At 57.3% G+C, this 17,690-nt stretch carries 18 protein-coding genes; 16 read left to right on the forward strand and 2 right to left on the reverse strand.

Going from position 1 to position 17,690, the window contains the following annotated elements; translation table 11 throughout:
- The first annotated feature begins 60 nt into the window (after window positions 1-60).
- The 5 genes from nac to AC0IXH_RS02895 all read left to right on the forward strand — a co-directional run bounded on the left by nac (window position 61) and on the right by AC0IXH_RS02895 (window position 4,999).
- A complete protein-coding gene (nac, locus tag AC0IXH_RS02875) occupies window positions 61-978 on the forward strand; it encodes a nitrogen assimilation transcriptional regulator NAC (RefSeq protein ID WP_053142226.1) in 918 nt (305 codons plus the stop codon).
- 139 nt (window positions 979-1,117) lie between these two features.
- Window positions 1,118-2,074, forward strand: coding sequence for an HTH-type transcriptional regulator Cbl (cbl, locus tag AC0IXH_RS02880; RefSeq protein WP_013202833.1), 957 nt, complete (start codon window positions 1,118-1,120; stop codon window positions 2,072-2,074).
- Window positions 2,075-2,183: 109 nt separating this feature from the next.
- Complete coding sequence (locus AC0IXH_RS02885; protein ID WP_471719916.1) at window positions 2,184-3,026, forward strand: GNAT family N-acetyltransferase; 843 nt, start codon at window positions 2,184-2,186, stop codon at window positions 3,024-3,026.
- The gene (locus tag AC0IXH_RS02890) at window positions 3,026-3,952 is read left to right on the forward strand and encodes a 2-hydroxyacid dehydrogenase (RefSeq protein WP_471719917.1); all 927 of its coding nucleotides are present in this window, start codon (window positions 3,026-3,028) and stop codon (window positions 3,950-3,952) included. Before AC0IXH_RS02885 ends, AC0IXH_RS02890 begins: the two co-directional genes overlap by 1 nt.
- A gap of 201 nt (window positions 3,953-4,153) precedes the next feature.
- A complete protein-coding gene (locus AC0IXH_RS02895; protein ID WP_134824505.1) occupies window positions 4,154-4,999 on the forward strand; it encodes an oxidoreductase in 846 nt (281 codons plus the stop codon).
- 63 nt (window positions 5,000-5,062) lie between these two features.
- Here the strand turns inward: AC0IXH_RS02895 and AC0IXH_RS02900 are convergent, their stop codons facing one another.
- Window positions 5,063-6,244 carry an aminotransferase class I/II-fold pyridoxal phosphate-dependent enzyme gene (locus tag AC0IXH_RS02900; protein WP_471719918.1) on the reverse strand — a complete coding sequence of 394 codons (1,182 nt, stop codon included), beginning with the start codon at window positions 6,242-6,244 and terminating at the stop codon, window positions 5,063-5,065.
- Between the two features lie 240 nt (window positions 6,245-6,484).
- Between AC0IXH_RS02900 and AC0IXH_RS02905 the strand changes: the two genes are divergently transcribed.
- From AC0IXH_RS02905 to AC0IXH_RS02955, 11 genes are all read left to right on the forward strand, one after another.
- Window positions 6,485-7,300, forward strand: coding sequence for a MetQ/NlpA family ABC transporter substrate-binding protein (locus AC0IXH_RS02905; protein WP_471719919.1), 816 nt, complete (start codon window positions 6,485-6,487; stop codon window positions 7,298-7,300).
- Complete coding sequence (locus AC0IXH_RS02910; RefSeq protein ID WP_013202827.1) at window positions 7,297-8,322, forward strand: methionine ABC transporter ATP-binding protein; 1,026 nt, start codon at window positions 7,297-7,299, stop codon at window positions 8,320-8,322. Before AC0IXH_RS02905 ends, AC0IXH_RS02910 begins: the two co-directional genes overlap by 4 nt.
- The gene (locus AC0IXH_RS02915; protein WP_013202826.1) at window positions 8,315-8,983 is read left to right on the forward strand and encodes a methionine ABC transporter permease; all 669 of its coding nucleotides are present in this window, start codon (window positions 8,315-8,317) and stop codon (window positions 8,981-8,983) included. The genes AC0IXH_RS02910 and AC0IXH_RS02915 overlap by 8 nt, the downstream gene beginning before the upstream one ends.
- A 7-nt stretch (window positions 8,984-8,990) precedes the next feature.
- Window positions 8,991-11,306 (forward strand): molybdopterin-dependent oxidoreductase, encoded by a 2,316-nt coding sequence (locus tag AC0IXH_RS02920; protein ID WP_471719920.1) that lies wholly within the window; start codon window positions 8,991-8,993, stop codon window positions 11,304-11,306.
- Window positions 11,307-11,441: 135 nt separating this feature from the next.
- Window positions 11,442-12,464: an isopenicillin N synthase family dioxygenase gene (locus AC0IXH_RS02925; protein WP_471719921.1), complete on the forward strand. Its 1,023-nt coding sequence runs from the start codon at window positions 11,442-11,444 to the stop codon at window positions 12,462-12,464.
- Between the two features lie 16 nt (window positions 12,465-12,480).
- Complete coding sequence (locus AC0IXH_RS02930; protein WP_471721112.1) at window positions 12,481-13,284, forward strand: MetQ/NlpA family ABC transporter substrate-binding protein; 804 nt, start codon at window positions 12,481-12,483, stop codon at window positions 13,282-13,284.
- Window positions 13,277-14,065, forward strand: a complete 789-nt coding sequence (locus AC0IXH_RS02935) for a methionine ABC transporter ATP-binding protein (protein WP_053142250.1) — start codon at window positions 13,277-13,279, stop codon at window positions 14,063-14,065. Before AC0IXH_RS02930 ends, AC0IXH_RS02935 begins: the two co-directional genes overlap by 8 nt.
- Window positions 14,053-14,721, forward strand: a complete 669-nt coding sequence (locus AC0IXH_RS02940; protein WP_471719922.1) for a methionine ABC transporter permease — start codon at window positions 14,053-14,055, stop codon at window positions 14,719-14,721. The genes AC0IXH_RS02935 and AC0IXH_RS02940 overlap by 13 nt, the downstream gene beginning before the upstream one ends.
- 18 nt (window positions 14,722-14,739) lie before the next feature.
- The gene (locus tag AC0IXH_RS02945; protein ID WP_471719923.1) at window positions 14,740-15,810 is read left to right on the forward strand and encodes an iron-containing alcohol dehydrogenase family protein; all 1,071 of its coding nucleotides are present in this window, start codon (window positions 14,740-14,742) and stop codon (window positions 15,808-15,810) included.
- A gap of 204 nt (window positions 15,811-16,014) precedes the next feature.
- Window positions 16,015-16,281: a type II toxin-antitoxin system TacA family antitoxin gene (locus tag AC0IXH_RS02950; RefSeq protein ID WP_105759985.1), complete on the forward strand. Its 267-nt coding sequence runs from the start codon at window positions 16,015-16,017 to the stop codon at window positions 16,279-16,281.
- Complete coding sequence (locus tag AC0IXH_RS02955; protein ID WP_471719924.1) at window positions 16,269-16,760, forward strand: GNAT family N-acetyltransferase; 492 nt, start codon at window positions 16,269-16,271, stop codon at window positions 16,758-16,760. The genes AC0IXH_RS02950 and AC0IXH_RS02955 overlap by 13 nt, the downstream gene beginning before the upstream one ends.
- A 268-nt stretch (window positions 16,761-17,028) precedes the next feature.
- On the opposite strand, the gene AC0IXH_RS02960 is transcribed toward AC0IXH_RS02955, so the two are convergent.
- Window positions 17,029-17,646, reverse strand: coding sequence for a helix-turn-helix transcriptional regulator (locus AC0IXH_RS02960; RefSeq protein ID WP_471719925.1), 618 nt, complete (start codon window positions 17,644-17,646; stop codon window positions 17,029-17,031).
- Window positions 17,647-17,690: the final 44 nt, after the last annotated feature.

A 17,690-nucleotide genomic window follows, 5' to 3' on the forward strand; every position in this document is an offset into this window, starting at 1 on the left:
GTGAAAACTTATTTCTTACGCCAGTGAAAATGGCATTCGGGGATCCGTGACGGAGGCAACATGAACTTACGACGACTCAAATATTTCGTAAAAATCGTCGACATCGGCAGCCTGACTCAGGCCGCAGAAGTCCTGCATATTGCACAGCCTGCCCTCAGCCAGCAGGTCGCGACGCTTGAGAATGAACTGGACCAGCAATTGTTGATCCGCACCAAGCGTGGCGTGACGCCAACCGAAGCGGGCAAGATCCTGTATTCCCATGCCCGGACCATTTTGCGCCAGTGTGAGCAGGCGCAGACCGCGGTGATCAATGCCGGTCAGTCACTGAATGGTCAGGTCTCTATCGGACTTGCACCGGGCACCGCAGCGTCATCGCTGACCATGCCGTTACTGCAAACCGTGCGTGAGCAATTCCCGGATGTGCTGGTCTATCTGCATGAGAACAGCGGCTCGTCATTAAACGAAAAAGTGATGAATGGGCAGCTTGACATGGCGGTGCTCTACGATCGTGCGCCTACGGCTGGCATCACCAGCATGCCGCTGATGAAAGAAGAATTGTATCTGGTTGGCGCAACGGACTGTCCAGGACAGACCATTGACCTGGCCGACGTGGCGCTGATGAACCTGTTCCTGCCGCGTGATTACAGCGCCGTGCGTAAACGCGTTGATGAAGCCTTCTCACTGCGTCGCCTCAGCGCCCGCATTATCGGTGAAATCGAATCTATCGCCACGCTGACCGCCGCCGTTTCCAGCGGAATGGGTGTCACCGTGCTGCCAGAATCTGCTGCCCGTGCGCTGGTCAGTTCGACCAATGCGTGGATGGCGCGAATTAACAGCCCAACGCTGAATCTGCCGCTGTCGCTGAACGTCTCTGCCCGCGTGCCGCTGTCGCCATCGGCGCAGGCGGTGAAAAATATTCTGTTATCGCTGCTGAACAAGCCGGTGGTCGAAGACCGCGAACTGATGTTAGTGAGCTAATCCCCTCTGTCGGGCGCGCGGTTGCGCGCCTCACTTCTTAGCACTAAAAAGCATATAAAACCTTTTTTTATTATTTGTTGATATCGATTAGCCTCCTTAACATGTCGTTATCCAACAGAAAACAGAAAGGGGCGCGCGCGTGAATTTTCAACAGCTTAAAATCATCAGGGAAGCCGCACGCTGCGACTTTAATCTTACCGAAGTTGCCAATACGTTATTCACTTCGCAATCGGGCGTCAGTCGCCATATCCGGGATCTGGAAGATGAACTGGGCGTGGAGCTGTTTATCCGTCGTGGCAAACGTCTGCTCGGCATGACCGAACCCGGTAAAGCGCTGTTGACCATTGCTGAACGCATCCTCGATGAAGCGGGCAAGGTGCGCCGCCTGGCGGACGTCTTCACCAATGAATCCAGCGGCGTGCTGACCATCGCCACCACCCACACTCAGGCACGCTATTCTCTGCCGAAGGTGATCAAAGCCTTCCGTGCGCTCTATCCTAATGTCCGCGTTGAACTGAACCAGGGATCTCCGCAGGAGATCGTTACCATGCTGGCTGCAGGCGAAGCCGATGTCGGGATCGCCAGCGAGCAGGTAGTGAATAACCCGGCGCTGGCCGCTTTCCCGTGGTTTAACTGGCATCATGCGCTGCTGGTGCCGAAAGGGCATGAGCTGGAGCAGCAGCAGCCGGTCTCGCTGGAAGCGCTGAGCCGCTATCCGTTAATCACCTACCGCCAGGGCATCACCGGACGTTCGCGCGTTGACCGCGCCTTCCATTCTGCCAGCCTGAAGCCGGACATCGTGTTAAGCGCGCAGGATTCCGACGTGGTGAAAACCTACGTCGAATTAGGCTTAGGCGTCGGCGTGCTGGCCGACCAGGCCTGCCAGCTTGATGAGCATTCGTCGCTGACCCGACTGGAAGCCAAGCATCTGTTCGAGTCCAATACCGTCTGGCTGGGGCTGAAGCGCGGCCAGCTGCAGCGTAACTTTGTCTGGCAATTCCTTGAGTTGTGCAACGCCAATCTGTCGCTGGAAGAGATTAAGCGCCAGGCGCTGGCAGTCACCACCGAGGAGCCGGTTCTCGACTTCCAGATCTGACCGTTCAGGCTCGCCTGAAGCAAAAATAGTTGAAAAAGAAGCGCAAATACGCCCATTCTCATCACCCGAGATGGGCGTTTTTTTTGCCTTCAGCCGTAGAGGAAAAAGCATGAGTTACCCGATTTGCGCACTGCAGGACCGGCATCTTCGACAGGCCTTTGCTCTGACCCAACACCTCAAGTGGCCGCACCGGCTGGCCGACTGGCAACAGGCGCTGCAGCTGGGCGAGGGGATCGCCGTGGAACAGGACGGTGAACTGCTGGGCACGACAATTTTCTGGCGCTGGGGTGAGGATTACGCCTCGATTGGACTGGTGATTGTCGCCGACCAGGCGCAGGGCAAAGGGATTGGCAAGCAGCTGATGCAAACCGCGCTGCACAAGCTGGAAGGGCGCAACGCGCGCCTGCACGCCACGGAAATGGGGCTACCGCTGTACGAGAAGCTGGGGTTTGTCGCCTGTGGGCACATTGAACAGCATCAGTGCCGTGAACTGGCCGAAGTGATCCCGCTGTTACCTGAACAGGGGCAGCTGCTGCGGCCTGCCTGCCGTGATGATATGACGCTGATGACGGCATTAGATCGTCAGGCGCACGGCCAATACCGCCCGCAGCTTATCGAAAACCTGTTCGACAGCGCAGAGCGAATTTTACTGCTGGAAGAGCAGGGCACGGTGCAAGGTTTTGCCTGCCTGCGGCGTTTTGGTCACGGCTATAGCGTTGGCCCGGTTATCTGCCGCGATCTTCCGCGTGCAAAGGTGCTGATTAGCGCGCTGCTGGCGGGATTGCAGGGGCAGTTTGTTCGCCTGGATACCAGCAGCGAAACCGGCCTCGGCGACTGGCTGAATACGCTGGGTTTGCTGGAAGTTGACCGTCCGGTGGCGATGATCCACGGCAAGCCCTGGCAGCCGCAAGGAATGCTGGCGTTTGGCTTAATGTCGCAGGCGATGGCCTGATGAATATCCTCTATAAATCCGCCTCTGAACGCGGCGATCTGTGGGCGGATTTGCTGGCGCAACTGGCCCCGGACGCCAGCTTCCGCCAGTGGCCAGACATCGGCGATCCTGCAAGCATCGACTATCTGGTGGCCTGGCAGCCGCCGGAGGAGATCTTGCAGCAGTTCCCGAATCTGAAGGTGCTGTTCTCGGTGGGTGCCGGGGCCGACCAGTTTGATTATTCCCGCCTGCCGCCGGAACTGCCGGTGGTGCGGATGATCGAACCGGGCCTGACCCAGGGGATGGTGGAATACGTCACCTTCGCCGTGCTCGGTTTGCACCGCAATATGCCGCGCTATCTGCATCAGCAGCGTCAGCAGCTGTGGCTCGGCCATGGCAGCAAACCCGCGGCAGACTGTCGGGTGGGGGTGATGGGCGTGGGTGAACTGGGCGAGGCGGCCTTAGCGCCGCTGGTGCAACTGGGCTTCGACTGCGCCGGCTGGAGCCGCTCGGCCAAAGCCATCCCCGGCGTCAGCAGCTTTGTCGGTGACGCCGAGCTTGGCGCGTTTCTGGCACGCAGCGATATCCTGATTTGCCTGCTGCCGCTGACGCCCGCCACCGAAGGCATCCTGAATGCTTCGCTGTTCAGCCAGCTGCCGCCGGGCGCGTCGCTGGTGCAGGTGGGGCGCGGCAAGCACCTTCATCATCAACACCTGCTGGACGCGCTGGAAAGTGGTCAGCTGCAGGCGGCGGTGATTGACGTCTCTTCGCCAGAACCGCTGCTGCAAGATCATCCGTTCTGGACCCATCCGGCCATCTGGCTGACGCCGCATATCGCCAGCCAGACCCAGCCCGAAAGTGCGGTGCGTGCGCTGCTGGAGAATATTCGCCGCTTTGAACGAGGCGAAACGATGATCGGCCTGGTCGACCGATCGCGGGGTTATTAAGCACAACAAAGACCGCCACGGAATCTTCGCTAAATCCTTCATCAGCCCGGCTGCCGCGGCTCCGCGCCGGTCGGGACATACTTTCGCACAAAGCAACCAGGCAGCGAGGCGTTTCAGCAACTACGCTTTGGGTCATGCTTTTCCCCACTGCGTTCGTGGTGGGGTTCTCATTTTCAACACTGCAGAACTGAGGATAACAACATGGCTACTGACAAGAATCCCGTCTGGTTTATTACCGGCTGCTCAACAGGTTTTGGGCGCGAACTGGTAAAAGAGCTGTTGAAACAGAATTACCGCGTAGTGGTCACCGCGCGGGATAAATCAAAAATTGAGGATTTGGTGACCGGCGTGGAAGATCGCGCGCTGGCACTGGCGCTGGACGTGACCGACAGCAGCACCATTAAAAAAGGGGTTGAGGCGGCGCTGGCGAAATTCGGCACCATCGATGTGCTGGTCAATAACGCCGGCTATGGCTATCAGACCTCGGTGGAAGAGGGTGAAGAGCAGGAAATTCGCGCCCAGTTTGATGCCAACGTCTTTGGCCTGTTTGCCATGACCCGCGAAGTGCTGCCGACCATGCGTAAAGCGGGCAGCGGACACATTATCAATATCACCTCGGTGGCGGGCATTATTGGCTTCCCAGGCTCGGGCTATTACTCTGCCAGCAAACATGCGGTAGAAGGCTGGTCAGATTCCCTGCTGGCGGAAGTCGGGCCGTTAGGCATTCACGTCACCTGTGTCGAGCCGGGACCGTTCCGCACCGACTGGGCCGGACGTTCACTGCATCAGACGCCAAGCAAAATTAATGATTACGAGGAAACCGCCGCCGCCAGGATGAAAGGCACCTCCGAAAACAGCGGCAAGCAGGCGGGCGATCCGGTGCGCGCCGCGCAGGCCATGATTGCCATCACCCACACCGACGATGCGCCACGGCATCTGGTGATGGGTGCCTGGGGTCACGATGCGGTGACAGCGAAACTCAAAGCGCGTCTTTCCCAGGTTGAAGCCTGGAAAGATACCTCGGTCGGCACTGATTTTCCGAAATGATTAACGCGCGGCGGGTTCGCTAGCAGCTTGCCGCACTGCTGAGGAGTCAACTCCTCAGCACCTTCATCCCGCAAACAATTCCAACGCCGCAATGCGATCCAGCGCGGCCATCAGCAGCTCAGTCTGCACCGTCAGGCTGATGCGAATATACTGACCGGCGTGCTCACCAAATCCATCACCCGGTGCAACCAGCACATGGGCCTCGTGCAGCAGCTTGCCGACAAAATCCTCGCCGCTAAAGCCGTCCGGCACCGGCAGCCACAGGAAGAAGGTGCCTTGCTGTTTCCTTACCGGCCAGTTCATCTCTGCCAGCTTGATAAAAACCTGCTCGCGTCGCTGATGATAGATATCGGCCAGCGCATCAATGCGTTCGCTCGGCAGTTCCAGCGCGGTGACCGCGGCATCCTGAACGGCGCCATAAACCGTGCTGTAACTGTGGGTGTGCAGCTTCTTAAAGGCGCTGATAATCGAGGCATTGCCCACCGCAAAGCCAAAGCGCCAGCCGGCCATCAGGAAGCTTTTCGACATGGTATACACCTCGACGCCCCACTGTTTAGCGCCGGGCTGCGACAGCAGGCTGATCGGCCGATCCTGGCGGTGGCTGCCAATCGAGGCGTAGGCAAAGTCATGCAGTAGCGGCAGGTGATAGTTTTCGGCAAATTCCAGCGCGGCCTGGAACAGGGCCGGCGTCGCCATCGCGCCGGTAGGATTGTGCGGATAGTTAAGCACCAGCAGGCCGCCGCGACGGGCGATATCCTCGGGAACCCGGCTGAAGTCCGGCAGGAAACCGGTGCTTGCATCCAGTGGAATGCCGTAAAAATCGGCCTGCGACTGCCTGGCCGCCGAGCGGTAAAGGGGATAGCAGGGATCGGTGGAAATCAGCACCTGGCCGGGATTGAGCAACGCGCGCGGTATGCCGCTGACCGCAATATGCGATCCCTGAAAAACGGCGATCTCGCGGTCAGGATCGAGTTCCACGCCGTATTCGCGCAGATAAAATGCGGCGATGGCCGTGCGGATCTGCGGTTTTCCCCAGAATGAGGAATATTCGTGATTGCCGGGGTTTTCCGCCGCGCTCTGCAGGCTGGCGATGATTTCCGGCGGCGTCGGCTGACGCGGGCTGCCGGATGACAGGTCGATCAGCGGCAGCTGCGTGCCGTCGACGTTTGCCGCCAGCTTTTCCAGCACGCCAAATAAATTTTCTTCTAAGTCTTCCACTAATTGCGATGCGGCAAAGTCAGGCATATTCCCCCCGGAAATAAAACGGTTAAGCGGGAAATAATGGCATATCGCCTGAACAGTGAATACGGAAAACCCACGCGGACGTTAGCAGAAATAACGCTATCCATTGCCGGAAAGCGTTAATTCAAATGATGACTATCTTTAGCAGAATTAAGCCCAACGGCAACGGCTTTTTACCTTCAGGATCAAACTTTAGCTGTGATTTAATGATTTTCTTTCATTATCCGCATTAAGGATTTACTGATGAGCAAGTTTGTATTGCAAGGGATCGTCTTTAGCCTGTTATCTTCCGCCGCCGTTCTGGCCACCGCCCATGCTGACGACAATAAACTGATCCGGGTGGGCTTTAATCCGGGCCCGTATAAAGAGCAGTTTGAGAAAGGCGTCGCGCCCTTGTTAATTAAAAAGGGCTATAAGGTCGAATATAAAGATTTCAGTGACGGCATTCAGGTTAACGATGCGGTCAGCCGTGGCAATATCGAAGCCAATATTATGCAGCACCCGGTCTATCTGAAGTCGGTCAACGATCGCTTAGGCATTGATAACGTCGGCATTGTGCAGGTGCCAACCCCACCAATGGGACTGTATTCCGGCAAAATCACCTCGCTGACTAAGCCGGCTGAAGGCGCAACGGTGTCGGTGCCGAATCAGGCGTCCAATGAGTATCGCGCGGCGCTATTATTGCAAAGCATCGGCTGGCTGAAAATCAGCCCGAAAAGCGATCCCGCTACTTTTTCGCAGAAAAACGTCACCGAAAATCCGTACAAAATTGTGCTGAAAGAGATGGATAACGCCCAGCAGGTCCGGGCACTGCCTGATGTCGATTACGGCGTGATCCAGGGCAACTTTGCGGTGTCCAGCGGCATAAAGCTCAGTTCGGCGCTGAAGCTGGAAGATCCCACCAGCAACTTTATCAACATCGTCACCGTGGCGGGCAAAAACAAAGACGCGCCGTTCGCCAAAGATATTATTGCCGGCTATCACTCTGCCGAATTCAAACAGTACATCCAGAGCCACGCTGAGTATCAGGGCTACCTGCTGCCAGACTATTTCAAATGAGTCAGCCAACCATCGCGTTTCGCAACGTCAGCAAAACGTTTTCACGTAACAACGTGGCGTTTCTGGCCCTCGACCGTATCGATCTCACCATCGAAAAGGGCGATATCTTTGGCGTGATTGGCACCAGCGGCGCGGGTAAAAGCACGCTGCTGCGGCTGATCAATCATCTGGAAACGCCAAGCCAGGGCGAGGTGCGGGTCAATGGCGAATCCCTGCAGGGAGTCAGCAAGCCACGACTCAATGAGGTGAAGAAAGACATCGGCATGATCTTTCAGCACTTCAACCTGCTGAATGCCAAAACCGTGTTTCATAACGTGGCGATCCCGCTGATTTTGCAGGGGCGGGATAAGGCGTTTATCCGCACGCGGGTGGAAGAACTGCTGGCGTTTGTCAGTCTGAGCGACAAGGCCAACAGCTTTCCCAACGAACTCTCCGGCGGTCAGAAGCAACGGGTCGGCATTGCCCGCGCGCTGGCAACCAATCCCTCGGTGTTGCTGTGTGACGAGGCGACCTCCGCGCTGGATCCGCAAACCACGGTGCAAATTCTGCTGCTGTTAAAAGAGATCAATCAGCGTTATGGCATCACCATCGTGCTGATTACCCACGAAATGTCGGTGGTGCAGAAGATCTGCAACCGGGTGGCGGTGATGGCACAGGGGCGCATTGTCGAGCAGGGCGATGTGCTGAGCCTGTTCGGTAATCCGCAGCACGCGGTCAGCGCCAGCTTTGTGCAGTCGGTGATCCACGATCGCCTGCCGGAACAAACGCTGGCGTTGCTGGCGGAACAGGAAACCGCGCGCTCGTTACGGCTGGAATTTATCGGCGTCACCGCGCAGCAGCCGATCATTAACCGCTTGATCCGCGACTTTCCGGTGGAGGTCAATATTCTGTTTGCCAATATGTCGGAAGTGCAGAGCACCATTCTCGGTTTTATGATCGTGCAGCTCAAAGGCGACGCGGCACACACCGAGGCGGCTATTCATTTTCTTCGCCAGTCAGGAGTGAAAATCACCGATGTTTGATCTCTTTGATACCGCCATTACCGGCGATCAGTTTCTGCTGGCGCTGCATGATACGGCGGTGATGATTGCCGTTTCTCTGGGGTTTGGCTCGCTGCTCGGCATCCCGTTGGGGATCGTGCTGGTGATCTGCCGTCCGGGCGGCATTCTGCCCAACCGCTTTGTGCATCAGGTGCTGAACCCGATTGTTAACGTCATCCGCTCGCTGCCCTTTATCATTTTGCTGATCACCATCCTGCCGTTTACCCGCCTGCTGGTGCATACCACCATCGGGACGCCGGGCGCGATTGTGCCGCTGGTGATCTTTATCGCGCCGTACATTTCCCGACTGGTCGAGAGCGCGCTGCTGGAAGTGGATGAAGGTATCCTCGAGTCCGCCAACGCGATGGGGGCCACCACCTTCCAGACCATCTGGTACTTTATGCTGCCGGAAGTCGCGTCCTCGCTGGTGCTGGCGCTGACCACCGCCACCATCGGCCTGCTGGGGGCAACCGCAATGGCGGGCACGGTGGGCGGCGGCGGCATCGGCGATTTAGCCATTACCTACGGCTATCAACGCTTTGACGTCTTTGCCACCCTGTCTACCGCGCTGGTGCTGATTGTTATCGTCCAGTTATTACAGACCTTTGGCACGCGTCTGGCGCGCCGACTTCGCCGCGAGTAACCGCCTGATGAACAATAAAGATTTGGCTGTGATGCACTGGGGCACCTATCGGGTGACCACGCAGCAGGGCGTGCTTACAAAGGTTGCGCCGGTGGCCTGGGATCGTCAGCCGTCAAAGATAGGCGAATCGCTGCCTGGCGCGGTGCAGGGAAATACCCGCGTTCAACGCCCGGCGGTGCGGCTGGGCTATCTTCAGGGCAAGGCGGCATCACGTAGCGCGCGCGGCAAAGAGCCGTTTGTCGAAGTCAGCTGGGACGTGGCGTTAACGCTGGTGGCGGATGAACTGGCGCGGGTGAAGCAGCAGCACGGCAATCAGGCGATTTACGGCGGCTCCTATGGCTGGTCCAGCGCCGGGCGCTTTCACCATGCGCAAAGCCAGCTGCACCGTTTTCTGAACCAGTTTGGCGGCTATACCGCCAGTACCAACACCTACAGCATCGCCGCCGGTGAGCGCACGTTACCGCATATTCTCGGCGATCTGGATGAGCTGCAACGCCGCCACACGCACTGGCCGGTCCTGGCGGAACACACCGAGCTGTTTGTGGCGATTGGCGGCCTGCCGCTGCGTAACGCCCAGGTGAACGGCGGCGGAGCCAACGACCATGCGCTGGCGTTCTGGCTGGATAAAATGCGCGACAACGGCACCGAATTTATCAACGTCAGCCCGGTAAAAAACGATCTCTCTGCGGTGCCCGATGCCCGGTGGCTGGCGATCCAGCCCGGCACGGATACCGCCTTGCTGCTGGCGGTGTGTCAGGTACTGATTGCTGAACAGTTGGTCGATCGCGCGTTCGTGGCACGCTACACCACCGGCTTTGCCCCGTATTCAGCCTATTTGTTGGGTGAAAGCGACGGCGTGGTGAAAAGCCCGGAATGGGCGGCTGAGATTACCGGGCTGGCGGCCGACGATATTCGTCAGCTGGCGCGGCGGATGGCCAGCCGCAAAACGATGATCAATATTGCCTGGTCCGTGCAGCGCGCGCGGCAGGGCGAACAGGCGTTCTGGGCAGTGGTCGCCACCACCGCCTTACTGGGGCAGATCGGCACCGCCGGCGGCGGACTGGGCTTCGGCTATGCCTCGACCAATCTGGCCGGTGCCGATCGGCGGATGTTCTCCGGGCCGCGCCTGCCGGTCGGAAAGAACCCGGTCAGCCGTCGCATCCCGGTGGCGCGCATTGCCGACATGCTGTTGCAGCCGGGTGAACCCTTCGAGTTTGACGGCCAGTCGCTGAGCTATCCCGACATCCGGCTGATCTACTGGGCCGGCGGCAACACCTTCCACCATCATCAGGACCTCAACAAGCTGGTCAGCGCCTGGCAGCGCCCGGATACCATTATCGTGCATGAGCAGTTCTGGACCGCGCAGGCGAAATTCGCCGATATCGTGTTACCCGCCAGCACCTCGCTGGAGCGGGAAGATATCGGCAGCGCCAGCAATGACGGCTTTATGATCGCTATGCAGCAGCATATTGCGCCGTTTGCCGAAGCGAAGTCTGACTACGCGATTTTCGCCGCGCTTGCGGAACGGCTCGGTTTTGCCCCCGCGTTCACCGAAGGTCGCAACGAGCGCGAATGGCTGCAGGCCATTTACGAGGGATCGCGGCCGCGTGCGGAAGAGCAGGGGATCACGCTGCCTTCATTCAGCGCGTTCTGGGAAACCGGCAAGCTGGAATACGCCCGACCGGCGCAGCCGCAGATCATGTTGAAGGATTTTCGGGACGATCCCGACGCGGCACCGCTTTCGACGCCGTCCGGCAAGATTGAACTGTTTTCCGCCACGGTCGCCGGCTTCGATTATCAGGAAGCGCCGGGCCATGCTTACTGGCATCAGCCGGAGTACGAGGCTCAGCAGGCGGTGAAGCAGCACTGGCCGCTGCATTTGCTCTCCAGCCAGCCGCGCACGCGTCTGCACAGCCAGTACGATCACGGCAAAGTCAGCCAGCAGACCAAAATCGCCGGGCGCGAACCGCTCTGGATGCATCCGGACGATGCGCAGCCGCGCGGCATCGGCGAAAACAGCATCGTCAAAGTGTTCAATTCACGCGGGGCCCTGCTGGCGGGCGTCCATCTGACGCGGGATATTCTGCCGGGCGTGGTGCAGATGTCGACGGGCGCCTGGTACGATCCGCTGGATACGCATCAGGCCGCGCCCATGGACAAGCACGGCAATCCCAACGTGCTGACCGAGGATCGCGGCAGTTCACGGTTGGGCCAGGGCTGCAGTGCGCAAACCTGCTTTGTCGATATTCAGCTATTTGACCAGCCGCTGCCGGAAATTACCGCCTATAACCCACCGCAATTTGTGCAATATCCCGGCGATTAATCCGCTGTTATTTCAGCCGTTTCACTGTTGGTCATGAAATGCTGCCGATTGCATATTGATTGCAGGATTACTTCGTAGTTAAGTCCCGGCGGAAATGGCATTGTTGTTCTATGACATGCCAACGGGATAAGACTTATGAGCCAGACAGAAACGCTCGCGCTGCCGGTAATTGATTTCGCCCAGTTAACCGGCGATGAGCAGCTAAGAAAACAGACCATTGAGAAACTCGGCCAGGCCGCGCGCGACGTCGGCTTCTTTTATCTGATTAATCACGGCGTTGAAAAAACCGTATTAGATAACGTGCAGAACGTGGCCCGTTCTTTTTTTTCGCTTTCACAAGAAGAAAAGCTGAAAGTTAAAATGGAGAACTCGCCGCATTTTCGCGGATATAACCTGGCCGGCGTGGAAATAACCCGCAGCCAGCCGGATTACCGCGAACAATTCGATATTGGTGCCGATCGTGACGCGGTAGTAAACACCCCGGAAGTACCCACCTGGCAGCGGATGCAGGGACCGAATCAGTGGCCTGAGGCGCTGCCCGAATTAAAAACCGTGCTGACCGGCTGGCAGCAGGATATGACCCAGGTGGCGCTTGAGCTGCTGCGCGGCTTTGCCGAAGCGCTGCAACTGCCGCGCAACGCCTTCGATAACCTGTATGGCGAGTATCCGAACGAACATATCAAGCTGATCCGCTATCCTGGCCGCAGTGAGTCCGAGTCTTCGCAGGGCGTCGGCGCGCATAAAGATTCCGGTTTCCTGACGCTGCTGTTGCAGGACGATCAGCCGGGTTTGCAGGTTGAGGTCACGCCCGATAACTGGATCGCCGCCTCGCCACTGCCGGGCTCGTTTGTGGTCAATATTGGTGAACTGCTGGAACTCGCCAGCAATGGCTACCTGCGCGCCACCATCCATCGCGTGGTGTCACCGAAGGCCGAAAAGGAACGCCTGTCGGTGGCGTTTTTCCTCGGTGCCCAGCTCGATGCGGTGGTGCCGGTCTATCAGCTGCCGGACTCGCTTGCCCGTCTGGCGCTGGGTCCGGCCAGCGATCCGCTCAATCCCTTATTACGCGAAGTGGGCTGGAATTACCTGAAAGGCCGCCTGCGCTCCCATCCCGAAGTGGCCCGACGCTTCTATCCCGAACATACCAACAGTCAATAACAACAAGAGAATGATGATGATTAAAAAGACCGTATTTACCCTGGCAGGGCTGTCATTACTGGTTGCACAGAGCTTATATGCGGCGCCGTTACGCGTGGCAGCGGATCCGGTGCCGCATGCCGAGATCCTGGAGTATGTGAAGAAAATCGATCCGAAGCTGGATCTGAATATTGTCGAACTGAACGGTGGGGTGAATGCGAACGAACTGCTGTCGGCGGGGGATGTGGATGCCAACTACTTCCAGCATCTGCCGTATCTGAAGGATCAGGAAAAAGCGCTGGGGAAAACCTTCAGCGTGGTGGCCAGCGTGCATATTGAGCCGCTGGGGATTTATTCCCGCAAGGTGAAAAGCCTGCAGGCGCTGCCGCAGGGCGCAACCATAGCGGTGCCAAATAACACCACCAACCTGAGCCGTGCGCTGTGGTTGCTGCAGCAGAAAGGGGTGATCAAGCTGAATGCGCAGGGCGACGCCGGATCGACGCTGGTGACGCCGAAAGACATCAGCGACAACCCGAAAAAAATCAAAATCATCGAAATTGAATCGCCGCAGCTGCCGCGCTCGCTGGATGACGTCGATGCTGCGATTATCAACGGTAACTACGCGCTGGAAGCGGGCTTAACCCCGGCGAAGGATGCGTTGGGGCTGGAATCCGCCGAGCATAATCCGTATGCCAACCTGCTGGTGACCACGCCTGAACTGGCGAAAGATCCGCGCGTATTGCAACTGGCAAAAGACCTGACTTCACCGCAGGTTGCCGAGTTTATCCGCAAGAACTACAACGGTTCGGTGATCCCGGTTGCGGACGAGAAGCATGATTAAACTCAGCCAAATCACTAAACACTATGCCGGCACGGAGGTGCCGGCGTTAGATCAGGTCTCGCTGACCATTGAGGACGGTTCGATCTTCGGCATTCTCGGGCGCAGCGGCGCGGGAAAAAGCACCCTGTTACGCTGCCTGAACCTGCTTGAACAGCCCAGCGCCGGGCAGATTGAGATTGATGGCGAAGACATTGGCAAGCTCAGCCTGCCGCAGCTTCGCCGTCAGCGGCAGCAGATGGGCATGATATTCCAGCACTTCAATCTGCTGCATTCCCGCACCGTTCACGACAACATCGATTTGCCGCTGGAAATTGCCGGTGTTCCCGCGAAGCAGCGGCGCGAGCGCGTCAATGCCTTGCTACAGCTGGTTGGTCTGGAAAACTTTGCCAACGCCTGGCCATCACAACTTTCCGGTGGGCAAAAACAGCGGGTCGGCATCGCCCGGGCGCTGGCCGCCAAACCGCGTTACCTGCTGTGCGATGAAGCCACCAGCGCGCTGGACCCCGAAACCACCGCCTCGATCCTCGATCTGCTGGCCGATATTCAGCAGCAGCTCAACATTACCATCGTGCTGATCACCCATGAAATGGGCGTGGTGAAGCGTATCTGTGACGGCGCGGCGCTGCTGGAAAATGGCCGACTGGTGGAGAGCGGCAGCGTGACGGAAATTATGGCGCGCGCCGACGGCCGCCTGCGCCAGATGCTGCTGAAAGATGGCGAAGCCGATCGGGCCTTTATTGCCCGCTACCAGCGTGAGGAGCAGGCCAGATGCGTAGCGTAAACTGGGACCGCTTTCAGGATCTGCTGCTGAATGCCACCTGTGAAACCGCCTATATGGTGCTGCTGGCGGCGGTGTTTACCGTGGCGCTGGGCCTGCCGGTGGGCGTGTTGCTGTTTTTAACCCGTAAGGACGGGATTTTGCCCAACCGCACGCTTGCCACCGTGCTGAATACCGTCGTCAACGTCGGCCGCGCCTTACCTTTCGTGGTGCTGCTGATCGCGCTGATCCCGTTCACCCGTTTGCTGGTCGGCACCACGCTGGGCAGTACGGCGGCCATCGTGCCGATCACGCTGGGCGCCTTTCCGTTTTTTGCCCGTATTGTCGAGAACGCGCTGGATGAGGTCGATCGTGGCCGCATTGAAGCGGTGGTGTCGATGGGCGGCAATCTGTGGCACATCGTCAGCCGGGTGTTACTGCCCGAGGCGCTGCCCGCGCTGATCGCCGGCATTACCCTGACCATCGTGATGCTGATTGGCTTTTCCGCCATGGCCGGTGTGGTCGGCGGCGGTGGGTTAGGGGATCTGGCGATCCGCTACGGCTATCAACGTTTTGACAATCAGATTATGGCGGCAACGATTGTGGTGCTGCTGGTGATGGTGCAGGTCATTCAAAAGATCGGCGACCGCATTGTCCGATCGCTCGCCTACCGTCGCTAACCGAAAAGAGGACCTTCCATGTTTGCCATTAAATCGCCGAAAGCCTACCTGCAAAAGGCGGGGCTGCGGGCCGAAGTGGGCGAGATTGTTGCGCCGTTTGGCCTGCGTATTCATATCCTCACCTCGCCGCAGGCCTGGGAAGCGGTTAACCCGCAGCTGAGCGAAAGCCTGGAACGCGCGGGTATCCGCTGGCAGCTCAATTTTCTGCACGGCGAGTGCACCGATGCGGCGATAGAAACGCTGCAAAACAGCGTGCAGGAGCAGGACATCAAAGTGGTGCTGGCGATTGGCGGCGGAAGGGTGCTGGACACCGCCAAGGCGGTCAACGACGCGCTGCCGGATCTGAAGCTGATCAATTTCTCTACGCTGGCCGCCACCTGTGCCGCCTGGTCGCCGCTGGCGATTGTTTATAATCAGCAGGGCGGGCATCTGCGCAGCGATCCGCTCAATAAAATGCCGGCGCTGGTGCTGGTGGACAGCGAGGTTATTGCCCGCAGCGATGTGCGTTATCTGAAGTCCGGCATCGTCGATGCGCTGGCAAAATGGTACGAGTTTGAGCCCTATCAGCGGCAGAACCCCGATCGTCTGGCGCTGGATCTGAAAGTCTCTGCGGCCTGGCAGGCGATGGCCGCGTTTGAGAAGTGGGGCGAGCAGGCCGTTGCCGACAATGCGCAACAGCGGGTGACGCCGGCGCTGGAAAAGGTGATTGAGGCCAATATTGTGCTGGCCGGGCTGGCAAACAGCATTCAGGATCGGCTGGCCACGCCGGGATTTGCCCACGTGATCCACGATCGCCTGACCCATCAGCCCGAATTACATCACTGGCTGCACGGCGAGAAGGTTGGTTTCAGCCTGCGGGTGCAATCGATTATCGAGCAGAACAGCGATCGGGCGGACAGCCGGTTGATGGGGCTGTTGCAGCGCTTCAATACGCCGCTGACCCTGCCGTTTGTCGGTGATGATCGCAAAGCGCGGGTCAGAGCGCTGGCTGAATCCATCCGCTTCCCGGCGGACAGCCTGCAGCATCTGCCGTTTACGATTACCGCCGATAAGCTGGAGCAGGCGTTGTTGAGTACCCTGGCTGACTAAGGAAATATGCCTCGATGTGCTCTTGTCAACGCAAAGCAAAAAAGGCCTTTTTGTTGCAAGACACAAGTGTCCTTTCCTCAGGCTAAGGTAGAGGTTGATTGTTTCAACGCTATCCCGTCACAAAAAATTCGCTGTCAATGTGTATAGCATTCTCTATACGGCAGATGTAAGCTATGTATATCATTTGCTATACAGGAGCTCATCATGAAATCTGATGTTCAGCTTAACATTCGGGCTAAAGAAGCCCAGCGCGCGTTGATCGATACCGCTGCCGCTATTCTTCATAAATCACGCACCGACTTTATACTAGACATCGCTTGCCAGGCTGCTGAAAACGTTATCCTTGATCGTCGGATGTTTAATCTCGATGATGAACAGTACGCCGAGTTTATCAATATGCTGGATGCACCCGTTACAGCGAATCCGGCACTGGATACGCTGCTGGCGAGAAAACCTCAGTGGGAAAAGTAACCGCTCCAGCACCGCTAAATACGACTCACATTCTTTCAGAGTTTCACTCCGGGGAAGTTGCACTGGATGAATGGATCAGGCTCAGGGGGTTAAAAAACCAGTCGACCGGCGCCGCCAGAACGTTTGTGGTGTGCCGGGAAGATTCTTCACACGTGGTTGGTTTTTACTCTCTGGCCACCGGCAGTGTCACTCATGCCATTGCACCCGGTGGGCTCAGACGAAACATGCCTGACCCCCTTCCCATCATAATTTTGGCCCGGCTGGCAGTTGATTCGAGTTGCCAGGGCCAGGGTCTTGGTGCGGATTTACTGCACGATGCAGTACTCCGTATTTGCCGGGTTGCGGAGAATATTGGCGTCCGGGCCATTATGGTGCATGCCTTGTCTGATGCGGCAAAACAGTTTTACCTGCATCATGGATTCCAGCCCTCAATGACACAGGAAAAAACACTTTTTCTCCGGCTACCTACTGCCATTTAACCGCACGTCAGCCCTAATTTCCTCTGGGTCAACTCACAGCCAGAAGCGGATATTTTTAACAACACGTTGTGTTAATCAATGGGGATCAAGCCATTGCGGCTGTAGCCATTCTTGTGACCAATCATGTGAGAGAGTTTGCGCGGATGCCGTGTCTGGTGCAGTAAGACTGGGTTCGCTGACCGCGGACAGTACGCCAGATGATGAAGGTCCGATTTGTGCCAAAAGCGGAAGTTGCTAACATCAGTCGTAGTTGGGCAACAGGAGCCAATCAGGATGATTTGTTGTTCCCAAATCCCATACCAGCAAGACGAGGCGAAAGCTCATGAGCTGTACGGCAATTTAGTTTTCGCATGATGTTTTTTCTGTGATGGCTTATTGTTTTGACGCTGAGCTGAAGCTTAAATCCTATGTCTGTCAGACTTTTGTTAGTCGCTAAAAACCGAAGCAGGCTGAACTCTTTAGCGGTTAGAGCCCCGCTTTTACGCTTGACGGTTAAGGAAATAATCTCTTCATTCGACTGCGAAGCGCAACTAAATACTTCACTAGCAAGGCGGTGTATATCACAGCTTTTGGGAAGCACACTGGCATTTGGAAGAAGCGCTGTAACGTACCTGATAACTGCTTTTTCCTTGAGGTCTGTAAGAAAAATTACTCGAGTAGATGGTGATATCATACGGAGCATAACAAAAAGTTCGGAAACCGCCTGCACGTCACGTCCAGATGTGTAAAGCTCACTTATGACAATGTTCGATTCCGCCGCAAGTTTGAGTGCTTCTCTATCCTTAGCGTCAGTCATCACTGTGACTTTGATGTGTCTGTCGTTAAAATACTGATAAATTCCAGCAGCAATCCACCTGTCGCTGTCCATAACTGTTAATGAGAACATAGCACCTCCCGTTTGCTGACAGCATTTAACGGGATTTATTGCGC

The organism is Erwinia sp. AC075, from assembly GCF_979253995.1.